Annotated in this window: 9 protein-coding genes; 4 read left to right on the top strand and 5 right to left on the bottom strand. The window is 55.9% G+C overall.

The window, feature by feature from the left end:
* Positions 1-6: 6 nt before the first annotated feature.
* The 5 genes from PDR5_RS14260 to PDR5_RS14240 are packed head-to-tail and all read right to left on the bottom strand — an operon-like array spanning position 7 to position 6551.
* Positions 7-384, bottom strand: coding sequence for a response regulator (locus PDR5_RS14260; protein ID WP_007954537.1), 378 nt, complete (start codon positions 382-384; stop codon positions 7-9).
* Positions 385-428: 44 nt separating this feature from the next.
* Positions 429-1643, bottom strand: a complete 1215-nt coding sequence (locus tag PDR5_RS14255) for a hybrid sensor histidine kinase/response regulator (RefSeq protein ID WP_064596458.1) — start codon at positions 1641-1643, stop codon at positions 429-431.
* Entirely contained in the window at positions 1637-2230 is a 594-nt protein-coding gene (locus PDR5_RS14250) for a chemotaxis protein CheB (RefSeq protein ID WP_064596456.1), read from the bottom strand. Before PDR5_RS14250 ends, PDR5_RS14255 begins: the two co-directional genes overlap by 7 nt.
* The gene (locus PDR5_RS14245) at positions 2227-3060 is read right to left on the bottom strand and encodes a CheR family methyltransferase (protein WP_064596454.1); all 834 of its coding nucleotides are present in this window, start codon (positions 3058-3060) and stop codon (positions 2227-2229) included. The genes PDR5_RS14250 and PDR5_RS14245 overlap by 4 nt, the downstream gene beginning before the upstream one ends.
* Complete coding sequence (locus PDR5_RS14240) at positions 3060-6551, bottom strand: response regulator (RefSeq protein ID WP_064596451.1); 3492 nt, start codon at positions 6549-6551, stop codon at positions 3060-3062. The genes PDR5_RS14245 and PDR5_RS14240 overlap by 1 nt, the downstream gene beginning before the upstream one ends.
* Positions 6552-6815: 264 nt before the next feature.
* Here PDR5_RS14240 and PDR5_RS14235 point away from each other — a divergent pair, with 264 nt between their 5' ends.
* The 4 genes from PDR5_RS14235 (at position 6816) to PDR5_RS14220 (ending at position 13835) form a co-directional block, all read left to right on the top strand.
* Positions 6816-7178, top strand: a complete 363-nt coding sequence (locus PDR5_RS14235) for a response regulator (protein ID WP_064596446.1) — start codon at positions 6816-6818, stop codon at positions 7176-7178.
* Positions 7179-7612: 434 nt separating this feature from the next.
* Positions 7613-11506 carry a hypothetical protein gene (locus PDR5_RS14230; protein WP_156669334.1) on the top strand — a complete coding sequence of 1298 codons (3894 nt, stop codon included), beginning with the start codon at positions 7613-7615 and terminating at the stop codon, positions 11504-11506.
* Positions 11507-11583: 77 nt separating this feature from the next.
* The gene (locus tag PDR5_RS14225) at positions 11584-12876 is read left to right on the top strand and encodes a glycosyltransferase (protein WP_064596442.1); all 1293 of its coding nucleotides are present in this window, start codon (positions 11584-11586) and stop codon (positions 12874-12876) included.
* Positions 12877-12983: 107 nt separating this feature from the next.
* Positions 12984-13835 carry a hypothetical protein gene (locus PDR5_RS14220; protein ID WP_064596440.1) on the top strand — a complete coding sequence of 284 codons (852 nt, stop codon included), beginning with the start codon at positions 12984-12986 and terminating at the stop codon, positions 13833-13835.
* The last annotated feature ends 9 nt before the right edge of the window (positions 13836-13844 follow it).

The raw sequence follows: 13844 nt of genomic DNA, 5'->3' as shown, positions 1-13844 counted from the left end.
CACGACTCAGGCCAGCAGTTCCTGAATCTTCTCTTGCAACACATCCAGATCGAACGGTTTTTCCAGGATCGGCGCCCGGCGTGTGATAGGGCTGCCGGTCTCGCGGATTTCCTGCGGATAGCCGCTGATGAAGATCACCTTCAGATCAGGACGCAATTTGACGGCGGGCTCGGCGATCTGCACGCCGGAGATTCCGCCAGGCAAGCGGAAATCAGTAATCAACATGTCCAGATGCGGCTTGCTCGCCAGAATCTCGAACGCCTGCTCGCCGTTCTCGGCCTGCAATACGCGATAGCCCTGCCCTGACAGATAGTCTGTCAGCACCATCAGGATCACCGGTTCGTCCTCGACGACGAGTACTACATCTTGTGCATCTACGCTCATGGGAAGCCTTTGTTCGGTCAATAGCTGCTGATACGACCGTGCGGTCACTCAGAGGTTGCGTTTGTTTCGCCGTTTTCCTGGAGCGGCAGACAAACGCGAAACAGGGCGCCCTCGTTGATCTTGCTTTCGACGACGATGAAGCCGCCATGGGCGGCGACGATCTGTTCGGAGATGAACAGACCCAGTCCGAGGCCGGCCACCACTGTCTTGGCGGAAACCCGTTCGAACTGTTGAAAAATGCGTTTCTGATTTTCCTCGCTGATGCCGATTCCGTGATCCTGAACCTCGACCCGTGCGTGGTTGCCTTGGCGATAGACGCGCACCTGAATCGGGCTTCTAGCGCCATAACGCAAGGCATTGGTCAGCAGGTTGGAAATCACCTGTTCGATGCGAAACTCGTCCCAGCAGCCTTCGACCGGACTCTCCGCTTCGAAGGAAACGGTGGTTTCCGCCGCCTCGATCTGTTGCGCAAAGTTTTGCAGCAAGTTGCTCACCAGCTGCGCGAGATCGAAACGAGTCGGTCGGATCGACAGCTTGCCGGTGCGGATCCGCGACACGTCGAGCATGTCCTCGATCAGGCGGATCAGGCTTTTGATCTGGCGCTCGTCGCGGTCAACCATCGCGTGCATCTTGTCGAGGGTGAACGCGGCAGCGTTGTCCCGGGCCAAGTGCATCTTGCGCAGTTGGGTTTCGAGGATAAGACCGTTGAGCGGCGTGCGCACTTCGTGGGCGACGATCGACATGAAATCGTCACGCATGCGTACCGCCTGCTCCAGTTCGCCCTGGGTGCTTTGCAGTTGCTGCAACAGCGCTTCCTGTTCGCGACGGCTCTGCTCCAGCGCTTCGACCTGTTGCTTCATCGCCTTGCTCTGGCGGTACAGATCGACAAACACGTTCACCTTGCTTTTTACCGCATGGATGTCCAGCGGCTTGTGCAGGAAGTCCACTGCCCCGCTTTCGTAGCCTTTGAACGCGTAATTGAGTTCGCGGCCAGCGGCGCTGACGAAGATGATTGGAATGTTCTTGGTTTTCTCGGTACCGCGCATCAATTCGGCCAGTTCAAAGCCGTTCATGCCGGGCATTTGCACGTCAAGAATGGCCATGGCGAATTCGTGTTGCAGCAGCAGCGACAGTGCTTCGTCCGCCGACAAAGCTTTGTAGACGGTGCGATCCTCACGTTTGATCAGCGCTTCGAGGGCCAGCAGGTTCTCGGGCAGATCGTCGACGATCAGCAGTTTTGCCTGGATATTACTCAGCATGCGATTCGTTCCAGCTCGACAAGCAGACGGCCGATGCCGTGTATGGGAAGTATGTAATCCGGTTGATGCGTTTTCAGTGCCGCGCGAGGCATGGTATCGACCTGTGCGTCATCCGGATCCTGCACGACGGTCAGGCCGCCCCGGCGTTTGACCTGGGCCAGGCCTCGCGCGCCATCGTGGTTAGCGCCGGTCAGCAGCACGGCGGCCAGCGCCGGCCCGTAGGCATCAGCGGCGGATTCGAACAGGAAATCGATCGAAGGCCGCGAATGATGCAAACGGTCTTCAAGGCTCAGCGACAGGCTGCGATCCTGCTCCACCGACAGGTGATAACCCGGCGTGGCGAAATACACGGTGCCGGGCATGATGTCCTGTTTGTCGATGGCTTCAGCGACCGGCAGCGCCAGCCGCCGGGCGAATACCTCGACGAGCTGGCTGCGACGCTCTTCCGGCAGATGCAGCACAATGATGATCGGCAGCCCGAACCCGGCCCGCAGCGAACCAAGCAAGGTCAGCAACGCCTCGACGCCACCGGCGGAAGCTCCGACCACAATCGCCTCGACCCGAGGCAAATCCGCGGCACTGTTCATGATTTGCGGTAGATCCGTTCTTGTTTCACCAGGGGTTCGAACTGGTTGGCATAGCCTGAGAAGTCGAGGGTTTCCTTGCTGCCCAGCACCAGGAATCCACGGTGACACAACGATTCATGGAACAACCCGAAAGCTCGATCCTGAAGCTTTTTATTGAAGTAAATCAATACGTTACGACATGAAATTAATTGAGTTTCGGAGAATACGCTATCGGTCGCCAGGCTGTGATCGGCGAACGTTACGTTCTCACACAGGCTCTTGTCGAAAATCGCGTAGCCATAGGCCGCAGTGTAGTAGTCGGCGAACGAACGCTGGCCGCCTGCCTGCTGATAGTTGGCGGTGTAGGCGCGCACGTTTTCCATCGAAAAGATCCCTTGCTTGGCCTTGTCCAGCGAGCGCGGGTTGATGTCGGTGGCGTAAATGATCGTGCGATCGAGCAGCCCCTCCTCGCGCAGCAGAATCGCCATCGAGTAGACCTCCTCGCCGGTACTGCAACCGGCGATCCAGATCTTGATCGACGGATAAGTCTTGAGCAGCGGCACCACTTCCTGACGGATTGCCAGGAAGTGCGATGGATCGCGGAACATCTCGCTGACCGGGATCGTCAGCAATTGCAGCAACTGCATGAACGCCGTCGGGTCATGCAGGACTTTCTCCTGCAAGGCCGAGATGGTCGCGCACTCGAACTGGCTCAACGCATGTTGCACACGGCGCTTGATCGAGGCGCCGGAGTAATCGCGAAAATCGTAGCTGTACTTGAGATAAATCGCTTCGATCAGCAACCGCAGTTCGATTTCACTGTTCCGCTCAACGGAATTACTACGTTCCACTAAATGCGTTCCATCTTGGGTAACCACACGCGAATCAGCGAGAACAGACGATCCAGGTCGATAGGCTTGGCCAGGTAATCATTGGCGCCCGCCTGCAGGCAGCGCTCCTGATCGTCCTTCATGGCCTTGGCCGTCACCGCGATGATCGGCAGCTTGCGCCAGCGCGGATCCTTGCGGATTTCGATAGTGGCTTCAAAACCATCCATCTCCGGCATCATCACGTCCATCAGCACCAGGTCGATGTCCTCGACTTCATTCAGTTTTTCAATCGCTTCGCGGCCGTTACGGCCGATCACCACAACGGCACCCTTGGTTTCCAGCGCGCTGGTCAGGGCGAATATGTTGCGTACATCGTCGTCCACCAGCAGCACCTTGCGTCCTTCGAAGACCTTGTCGCGGCTGCGGGCGGTCTTGAGCATCTTCTGCCGTTCATGGGACAACTGTGATTCGACTTTGTGCAGAAAGAGTGTGACCTCGTCCAGCAGACGTTCCGGCGAGCGTGCGCCCTTGATGATGATCGAACGCGAATACTTGCGTAGTTCGGCTTCTTCGTCGCGGGTCAGATTGCGCCCTGTGTAGACAATGACCGGCGGGAACGAGCAGATGTCCTCGGTGGACATGCGCTTGAGCAGATCGTTGCCAAGCATGTCCGGCAGCTTCAGATCGATGACCATGCAATCGAAGATCGTCGTGCGCAGCAGTTCCAGCGCGTCCTGCGCCAGGCCGACGGCGGTGATTTCGATGTCATCGTCGCCGATCAGGCGGGCAATGCTTTCCCGCTGCAGATCGTCGTCCTCCACCAGCAGCACACGTTTGACCTTCTGCGTGAGCTTGGCTTCGAGACGGGCAAACACGTCCTTGAGCTCTTCGCGAGTGGTCGGCTTGACCGCGTAACCGATGGCGCCCATGTGCATGGCCGCTTCGACGCGGTCTTCCACGGAAATTACGTGCACCGGGATGTGCCGGGTCTCGGCGTGTTCTTTCAGACGCTGCAGGACGGTCAGGCCCGAGTGATCCGGCAGGCGCATGTCCAGCAGGATCGCGTCCGGCACGAACTCTTTGGCCAGGTCATAACCTTCGTCGGCACCGTGGGCAACCAGGCATTGATAGCCCAGTTCATGGGCCAGGTCATAGAGGATGTGGGCGAAATTCGGCTCGTCTTCCACCACCAGAATGCAGCGGGTATCAAACGGCGCTTTATTGCGGTCATCGTTGAAACGTGGAATGTCGACAGAGGCCAGCGGCGAAACCGTCACGGCGGGTGCAGTGACCGGAGCGGCAGCGGGCGGGCTGAACGTCAGCGGCGCGACCGGCGCGTCGCCCGGCTCGCGGTATTGTTGCGGCAACACCAGGGTGAAGACACTGCCCTGCCCCGGCGCACTGGTGACGCTGATCGAACCACCCAGCAGCGTCGCCAGATCCCTGGAAATCGACAGACCCAATCCGGTGCCGCCGTATTTGCGGTTGGTGGTGCCGTCAGCCTGACGGAAGGCCTCGAAAATGCTTTCCTGTTGATCCGCTGCGATCCCGATCCCCGAATCGCGCACGATAAAGGCAATGTGATCGTCCGGCTGGCCGGCGATGGTCAGGCTGACCGTGCCCTGTTCGGTGAATTTCACGGCGTTGGACAGCAGGTTCTTGATCACCTGCTCCAGACGCTGGCGGTCGGTAAACAAGGTGATGGGCGCATCGGGCTGCAACTCGACGGTGAACGTCAGTTTCTTGTCCGCGGCCAGCGGTTCGAACACGCTGCGCAGGCCGTCGGCCAGGCGCGCCACGCTGGTGTTTTCCGGCATCACCTCGAGTTTGCCGGCTTCCACCTTGGAGATGTCGAGAATGTCGTTGATCAGGTTGAGCAGATCGTTGCCGGCAGAGTAGATCGACTCGGCAAACTTGACCTGCTCGGCGCTGAGATTGTCCTGCGGGTTTTCTGCCAGCAGCTTGGCCAGAATCAGCGAACTGTTCAGCGGCGTGCGCAGCTCGTGGGACATGTTGGCGAGGAATTCAGACTTGTACTTGCTCGAGCGCTGCAACTCTTCGGCGCGCTCTTCGAGCTGCACCTGGGCCAGATTGAGCTCGGTGTTCTTCTGGTCCATGGCGTCGCGCTGCTCGGCCAGGGTCTGGGCCTGTTCGGCCAGTTGCTCGTTGGTCTGTTCCAGCTCGACTTGCTGGGTTTCCAGATGCGCCTGGGATTCCTTGAGAATCCGCGATTGCTCCTCCAACTCTTCGTTGGCGGTTTTCAGCTCTTCCTGCTGCACCTGCAACTCTTCGTTGAGTTGCTGGGTTTCGGCCAGCACTTCCTGCAAGCGCTGGCGATAGCGCGCGGCTTCGATGGAGGTGCCGATATTGCCGGCGATCAGTTCCAGCAGCGCCACATCACGGTCGGTGAGCGGACGCAGGAACCCGAGTTCGATCACGCCGTTGACCCGGTCGTCATCACTGGTCGGCACCACCAGCACACTGTGCGGCAGGCCTTCGCCCAGACCGGAGCTGACCTTGAAGTAATCGGATGGCACCGAGTCGAGACGGATCAGCCGAGCCTGCTGGGCGACCTGCCCGACGAGGCCTTCATCGCTGTAAATCAACTGATCCTGTTGTTCCTGTTCGCGGGAGAAACCGTAAGTCGCCACGCGTTTGAGGCCGCCATGCTCCTCGCGCACATACAGCGCGGCCACGGCGGTGCCGAGGTACTGAGCGCAGAATTGCAGGATATTGCGCCCCAGCAGATTGACCGTCAGTTGCCCCAGCACTTGCTCGGCGAGCTGAGTCTGGCCGTTGCGCAACCAGGCTTGCTGTTCCAGACGCTTTGCACTGGCCTCTTGCGCCGCCAGGGTCGCGCCATAGCTTTGCGACAGGTTGAGCAGATCGCGGCGACCGACATAGGCCAACAGACCGCTGATGCCCGCCACGAACAGCAGATAAAGGCTGATGCTCCAGACCGTGGTGCGGCGAACGTCTTCGTTGCGGGAGGCGCGCAGCAACTGTTCGGTCTCAATCACATCTTCGAACTGTTTACGTATTTCATCGGTCAGGCGCTTGCCCTTCCCCGCTTTGACCGCCGACTTGTAATCACCGCTGGCGCGTTGCAGATCGATCATCGACTGCGCATAGGTCGCCCACTCGGTCTGCAGCGCCTGAAGTCGACGCAGGCGATCGGTCTGCGCCGGATTGTCGGCAGTCAGCTCAAGCAAGGTATTCAGTGCCACGGCGATGCGTGGCTTGGCCGTTTCGTACGGATCGAGGAAATGCTCGTCGCCGCTGAGCAGATACCCGCGCATGCCGGTTTCCAGATCCACGGTGAGTTTCACCGCTTCGTTGGCGTTATTGATCACCCGGTCGGTGTGCTCCACCCACTGGATCACAGACAACAAATAGGTGATCAATGAAATGAAGAACACGGCACTGATGACGCCGACGCCCAACGGCAAACTGACGTTGCGACTCAGGAGTTTGCGAAACCGTTGCTCATCAACCGAAGACGGAGAGGACATGTGGCAGCCTTGTCGAACTGTTGAAAACCAGGGAGTTTGCCCCAAAACGGCACCATGGATCCATTTTTCTCACAGCTTTAATACTGTTTTCCTACATTTGCCTACGCCGAATCGCGGCCCAACAGTTATCCTTGCCCGCCCGTTTGCGCCTATCCTTTTTTTGTATCCATTCGGGAACTTGTGGCTATGCGCCACTTACTCATGCAAGAGCCCGGCATTTTTGATCGACCGGCGCCCCGTCCCCCATTCTTGAGAGCCGCCACTATGTCCACCCCCGCGCCCACCATCCTTGTAGTCGAAGACGACGCCATCGTGCGCATGCTGATCATCGATGTGCTGGAGGAACTGGACTTCAAGGTCCTGGAAGCAGATGGCGGTGAACAGGCACTGGAAATCCTCAAGGATGACAAGCACATCGACCTGATGATGACCGATGTCGGCTTGCCGGGTATGGATGGGCGTGAGTTGGCCACCGAAGCCCGCAAGCTGCGCCCGACCCTGCCAATCCTGTTTGCCAGCGGTTACGCCGAAACTATCGATGTACCGGCGGGTATGCATGTAATCGGCAAACCCTTCTCGATTGATCAACTGCGCGACAAAGTCAAAGCCGTTATTGCTCAACCCTGAAGTCGGAACGTTCATTTTCGCAAACTTTCAAGGGCAGACATTCGATCTGCCCTGACCCACTTTGAAACCAGCCACAACTGCACCTGCGTCGAAAAACTCAGTTATTCTCAGGCCGCCGGCAGTTGTGGTTTTTTTTGCATTTTCACCTTTGATACGACCAAGCCAGAGCTCTGAAAAAACCACTCGACGCGCTGGTTATATTGAAATCCTCGTCACTTCCGGACACTGGCTTCAGAGCCACACTGTTATCGGCGGCGCAAGTTTCAGCGCAAAAATTTAAAACTTAGCGAACAACCCCGAAATCAAATTCAACTACCAAGTCAGCGCGGAGCACTATTACTCTGCGGCGACTCATGGCGCATGCACCATCAATAAAGCCCCCCGCACGACCAGCGAGGAAGTCATATCTTTAAAACAATAAGGATTTTTTACTTATGCAACCTGCTCCGACCTTGATACCGGACATCAATTCGATAAGTTTATTTACGTTTACCCAACAACCAGAACTCGACAAAAAGGAAAAAACCACGGTTATTGAGGCTCTTAAAGACTTGAAAAGTAATCGCCCTGTCAAGGTATCCGGTACTTTTCACCCTGCCACTTTTCCACGAACGGCAGGCTCCACTTTTGACACCGCCGAGGAATTCGTTCGCGTTGCATTGTCGAAGTTGATCGCAAGCGATGCCTTTTCCAGTTTGAAAACCAAGTATCACTTACCCTCCGACGCTCTTGTCAGTGTCGATGAACACGCTGTTCTCTGGGTACTGAAGGACGGAATCTGGATTGACCTGACTCACGACGGCGAATCATCTGCTCTGCAAGATGAACTGCAAATGCTCGCCGAATGCACGCTACAGACAGGCGGCTGTGTTTTTTCGGGGGCGGTCATCGGTGTTGAACAATGGCTGCGCTATCACCAGTTCGATATACCAGTCACCGATGATGAGACGCAAAGCCTGATCGATTTCCTGGAGTTCGAAATGCCTTCCGCCCCTGCGACCGGGGACTATCACGAATTATTGATGGAACCCCCGGAGTCTGCCTTTCATCTGTCGACTGCAGACCGGCAAACCATCCGTGACGTGATTGGCGAAACAACCCACGGACAGACAAGCCTGCTGCAGTACATCGCCCTGAAGAACTTCAGTGCATTCCCCGACGCCGTCAGACGTGAGCGTGCTGGTGGCTATTTGAAAGATTTTCTGAAAAGGCCGAAAGTCAGGACACTGGGCGAAAGTTTGCACAAACGTTTGGAATGGCACTTGGATACCGACCATCCTGACGTCGCCACGCGCCAGCTCGATTACCTGGTGGTCACTGCCTTGATTCTGGATCTGGTATCGGATGTCGACAGACACAGCAAAGCCGTTGCCGGTCTCGCGCTGTACCAGCCTGCCAATGCCTCGCGCACCGCATCCGACATTGTGCTGGAGGTGGAACACCACCTCGTCGCCAACACGTTACTGGAACCGCACAATGCTTCGTTGGCAGCGCATCTGCTGCTGTCGGGGGTGGCTCCCGAATTTCTCGTGCAAGGCGTGCCTGATGAACTGACCATCGACAAACCGGGCTGGGTGGTGCTCACCCAGGCTGTAGCGCTGATCGAAGCGGCTGCACCGGGTACATCCCGGTTGATGAAGTACAGCGACATCATGGCATTCTCCGATCTGGCGCCTGTCAACAACGCGCAGCGCCTTCTCCATGAGGTGACGGCCATACGACCGGTCATCCACTGGGCCATGCTCAATGAACTGATTCCTTATATTGCCGATACGGACTACGACGTCGCGACTTTCAATACCGCTGCCTCTTACTTCACCCAATACGCCGAAGCGTTGAACCAAATGGAATCCGGTCTATCGGTCACTCCACCCAATAGACGCAAGTTGGCGCTGGAGGCCTTGAAGCGCGTCATGCCGGGAGGAGACTATCTCGAACAGCGTGTTTACAAGATCAGATACGTTGCATCTTTAAAAGAGCGAAACTTTCTGGATCTGGTGCTCACGCAGATCCCGTTAAATATTCCCAATATTGTGGAGTCACTGGCTCATGAAACTGGAGTGGACAGTCTTGTTTTCTCTAGAGTATTGAACCTTCGCGCTTCGATTCTCGATCTATACATGTCTGACGATCTCGAAGTTGGCGGGCAATTCAATAATAGCTTTGTGGCCACTACCAATCTCAAACTTCCGAAGGGGGCTTTTTCAAGATTGAGCAAACTTGAGTCCGTGGATGAATTGTTCGATGCGGCATTTGAACAGTACTATCCGACGCTACAGAACGGCCTCGCCTCTGTCATAAAAGTGGCAATCACCCAGTTGCCCGAGGAAGACAGAAAGTTCCTGATCAATGGTTCCACCACTCTCTATACCGTGCGCAATGAAGTGAATCCGCTGAATGCATTTCAGGAGACTCAGCGCCAGCGCAATGCCGCCAAGGGACGCTACGGGATTATTCTGGGCAGTCGCAGCGCTGGTGAATTCCGTTGTTATGAGTTGTTCCCACTTAAAGGACTGTGCCGCGCACGACCGGATCTGGCTACCTTGATTCAATCGCGCGGGGTGATCGACGACACCCCGGAATTATCTTACGTCGGTGCTGAGACGGACTTTCAGGACAAACGGTTCGAGCAGCCATGGCCGCTCGACTTTGCAGCCTATCTTGACGGCAGCGAGCCCAGGTCAGACGTCAGTTCCAGAGTCGTGGTGGAAAAGCTCTGGCACTTCACTTGCCAATCGAATGATGCGCGTCCCGTGCCTTTATTCTTCTCCGTTGCACTCGATGCCTTGGCAGAAAGCGTTTTGAGCTGTCATCCAATGGCCACCCGCGAGGAACTGTACACGCTGCTGAACACCCGGACCGAGCTGCAACAGTTGCGTGACTACAACAATGCATTGGATACATCCCTCGTTAATGTTCTCGTGCCTTTCAAGAAGTGCATCGAAGACATCAACTCCGGCGATGCCGAGCGCGTCACCGAGGGCGTCGGTGGCTGTGTCCTGGATGGCCTGGCGCTACTGGGATTGATTATCGGCTTCGGCGCCTCGGTGGCCGGCATCGTTGCCAGAACGGCCTCGATGACCAGCAAGGTGCTGAAGATTGCCAAGGCCAGCGCCCATTTTGCCTTGTCACTGGTCAATCCATTGGACGGTTTGCCCACGCTGGTGTTGAAGGGTGCCCGTCTGACCAGACGCGGCGTCCTGTTGCTGACCGGTCACGCCATTGAAGCGGTGGAAACGGCCACCGGTCAATTGCGCCGACTGGCAGGTAGCGCGCAATCCTATGACTTGATCAAGGCCGCGCAAAAATCCGATCTGCTGCAAGGCACCTGGAAAGCCGTCGGTGACCTGGGTGAGTCGAAGAGCCTGATCGCCCTTGAGAGAAACAGCGACTGGCGTGCACTGAACCTCAGAACAGGTGGCCCATGGGGGCCTGCCCTGAAAAATTTCAAAGTGGCGGCAACCTCCCCTTTGCGCAAGCTATTCAACCTGATCAATCCGTTCAGCTATACCCGCACTTATGTGAGTAAAGCCATTCCACTTGCCAGAACCAAGCTCGACAACGCTATCGCGCTGCTGTCGAAGGCTCCCGACGATGACGTTCGATCGATTCTGAAGTATGTCTTCGGCAGTGATTCCGATGAGGCCCTGAATTACTTGCTCGCGAATCTGAAAGTCATGCGCAAGGATCTGGACTCGGTCACCCTGGCCAATATGTCCTTCAAGCGCGGTTCGGAAGCGGCAGCGGCATTACGTACCAATGCCTATAAACGATGGAAAACCAGTGTGCTGGCCGGCGGCACCGTCCAGGACAGCACCGAGCACTTTCTGGTGATTTACAAGGATGGCCTGGACGATCTCTACAGAATCTCCCGCTACGACGAAGCACGGATTGCCGATGCGCTGATCCATGAAATGTCCCACGGTGCGCCGCAGACCCTGGATTTCTACTATGGCTATCCAATAACTTCGGGCTCCGGAGCCGCCCCCATCGATGCGGCGGGCCTGATCGACTTTGCGAAGGACGCCAAAAGCGCCCATCCCGATAATCTCGTCAATCCGCACTTCAGCTCAGCTCAGCCAGCTTCATTTACCGAGTTCCAGGCAAGTATCAACAGTCAGCCCGATATCGTTCGCCAGCATCCGGCGCTTCGCAATGCCGACTCCTATTCGTTGGCGGTGTCCCTGCTGGATCAGAGTCGAAGCAACCCCCGCGAGCTGATGTTCAATCTGGCCTATATAAAGGGCTCACTGGAGGCAGCCGATAAAACGAAATACAAGTTCATTCAGGGAACACTGCCGATTCAACTCGCCAGACCCAAACCCTAAGAACGACAAACCGGGCACTGCCCGGTTTGTGCTTTAATGCGCGCCCTGTTTTTTTCATGTTTCAAGGAATCGCCCTCATGTCCCAGCCCGAAACCAACGTCCTGGTCATAGGCTATGTCTGGCCGGAACCTCGCTCTTCGGCGGCAAGCGGACACGTGATGCAGATTCTCGAGACGTTTCTTGAACAGGGCTGGCAGATTACCTTCGCCAGTCCAGCAGGCCCCGGTGAACACCGCGCCGATCTGACTTCAATGGGCGTCCGCGAAGTCCCTATCGAACTGAACAACAGCAGTTTCGATGTGTTTATCAGCGAACTTGCACCGGACATTGTCTTGTTCGACCAGTTCATGATGGAAGAACAGTTCGGTTGGCGCGTTGAAAAGCACTGCCCGAACGCCCTGCGCGTGCTGGAAACCTCAGACTTGCAAAGCCTGCGGCATGCGCGGCATCACCGCCTTAAGGAGCGCCTGAAAGCCGACGCTGATCAGAACGACTTCCGCCAGTTGTATGTTCCGGCGTTGCGTGAAGAGTTTGAATTGATGGCGTGTTCTGATCTGGCGAAACGGGAGATCGCATCCCTGTACCGCTGTGATTTGAATCTGATGATTTCCGAAGTCGAGATCGAGTTGCTGGTGTCTCAGTTCGGGCTGCCGCGACAATTGCTGCACTGGTGCCCGTTGATGGTCGAGATTCCAGACGCGGTCTTCCGTCCGTTTGATGAGCGCGCGCATTTCCTCAGCATCGGCAACTTCCGTCACGCTCCCAACTGGGACGCGGTGCTGTGGATGAAGACCACGGTCTGGCCGCTGATTCGCGCTCGATTGCCAGAAGCCCAATTGCATGTCTACGGTGCTTACACACCGCCCAAAGCCACGGCGCTGCACAACGCGGCCCAAGGTTTCCATGTCATGAACTGGGCGGAAGATGCGTTACAGGTGATGTCTCAGGCCCGCGTGTGTCTGGCGCCGCTACGCTTTGGTGCCGGCATCAAAGGCAAACTGGTTGACGCCATGCTGTGTGGCACGCCCAGCGTCACGACACCGATTGGCGCCGAGGGGATGCACGGCGAACAGGCCTGGCCTGGGACCATCGATGCAACCGCCGAAAGTCTCGCCAATGCGGCGGTGGCTCTTTACCAGGACGAATCTTTGTGGAAACAGGCCCAAGTCCAGGGACGCACTCTACTCAGTGATCGATATTCAAAACGGGTACATGGTCCAGCGCTGATCGAAAGACTGCTGAGCTGCCAGAAAAATCTGCAACTTTCAAGAAACACCAACTTCATCGGAAGTATGCTTCGCCATCATGCACACAAAAGCACGCAGTATATGTCGCAATGGATAGAGGCAAAAAACAAACAGAACCACTAATATACATCCGGCATTAAACAATCACTTGAATAAAAAACAAGCCAATATAAATATCCTTGCTGCCACTCGAACAACTTCAAGTGACACCTGACCAAACAAGGATTTTTATGAACAGCAACTTCTCTAAAAACAACTGGATGTCATCGACGCCCGACATAGATGTTTTGTCATTGGCCGAACTCAGTCTGCCCGGCACTCATAACGCAGGTTGTGATCGCAAGGCTTCCTATGCATTGGTTCCAGGCCCTCACCATCTCGCTTGCCAAAATGATTCCTTTTATTCACAACTGAGCAATGGGTCACGAGCTCTTGACCTGCGCCTGGCGAGCCTGGCCAAGGAGAAAGGCATTCTGAAATACCGATTCCGACACAATAATTTTCTCTCATCGCGCACTTTGTTTGACTTGTTGTTTGAAGTTAAAAACTTTCTTCACCTCAATCCAGACGAGTTCATTATTCTGGACTTCCACGAACTGGCGGACAGTGAAGGAAAATTCGACTTCAAAGGATTCAACGACTATTTGATCGAATATCTGGGGCCGCGAATCATTCCGACCTACAACACTGACCTCAGTCTTGCGCAATTAAAACGCATCAGTCCGATCCAACGTATTTTGGTCTGTGCGCCCGGGCACGATGATCTCGATAAAAATCTATTCAACAGAAAAATCGAACACCAGTGGGAAGAGAAGTCTTCCACCAGAGCAGATGATTTGAAAGGTTATATCACCCGGGTAATGAGAACGCCTCCGGGCAGTTGGGCACCCTGGTCTTTATCCGCTGCCACCTGGACTTTGCTATTGGGTCCTGTTCGCCTGCACAAGGAACTTGATGAGTGGTTTGACCCAGAGAAAAGTGACTGGGCCGAGAAGTCGAATATCATCAATGTCGACTTTATTGAAGATTCAAAAATCGTGGCTTACTGTCGGGCGGCCAACTTGAAAAAAATACGACAATAAGGGAGCGCT

Origin of the sequence: Pseudomonas sp. DR 5-09, from assembly GCF_001655595.1 — a bacterium.
GTDB classification, from domain to species: Bacteria; Pseudomonadota; Gammaproteobacteria; order Pseudomonadales; family Pseudomonadaceae; genus Aquipseudomonas; species Aquipseudomonas pharyngis.
The sequence above is the reverse complement of the archived record's forward strand: the minus strand, read 5'-3'. Positions and strand labels throughout refer to the sequence as shown.

Excerpts from the sequence above, each read along its gene's own strand:
- PDR5_RS14260 (WP_007954537.1), bottom strand. The coding sequence starts at position 384 with ATGAGCGTAGATGCACAAGATGTAGTACTCGTCGTCGAGGACGAACCG.
- PDR5_RS14255 (WP_064596458.1), bottom strand. The coding sequence starts at position 1,643 with ATGCTGAGTAATATCCAGGCAAAACTGCTGATCGTCGACGATCTGCCC.
- PDR5_RS14250 (WP_064596456.1), bottom strand. The coding sequence starts at position 2,230 with ATGAACAGTGCCGCGGATTTGCCTCGGGTCGAGGCGATTGTGGTCGGA.
- PDR5_RS14240 (WP_064596451.1), bottom strand. The coding sequence starts at position 6,551 with ATGTCCTCTCCGTCTTCGGTTGATGAGCAACGGTTTCGCAAACTCCTG.
- PDR5_RS14235 (WP_064596446.1), top strand. The coding sequence starts at position 6,816 with ATGTCCACCCCCGCGCCCACCATCCTTGTAGTCGAAGACGACGCCATC.
- PDR5_RS14230 (WP_156669334.1), top strand. The coding sequence starts at position 7,613 with ATGCAACCTGCTCCGACCTTGATACCGGACATCAATTCGATAAGTTTA.
- PDR5_RS14225 (WP_064596442.1), top strand. The coding sequence starts at position 11,584 with ATGTCCCAGCCCGAAACCAACGTCCTGGTCATAGGCTATGTCTGGCCG.
- PDR5_RS14220 (WP_064596440.1), top strand. The coding sequence starts at position 12,984 with ATGAACAGCAACTTCTCTAAAAACAACTGGATGTCATCGACGCCCGAC.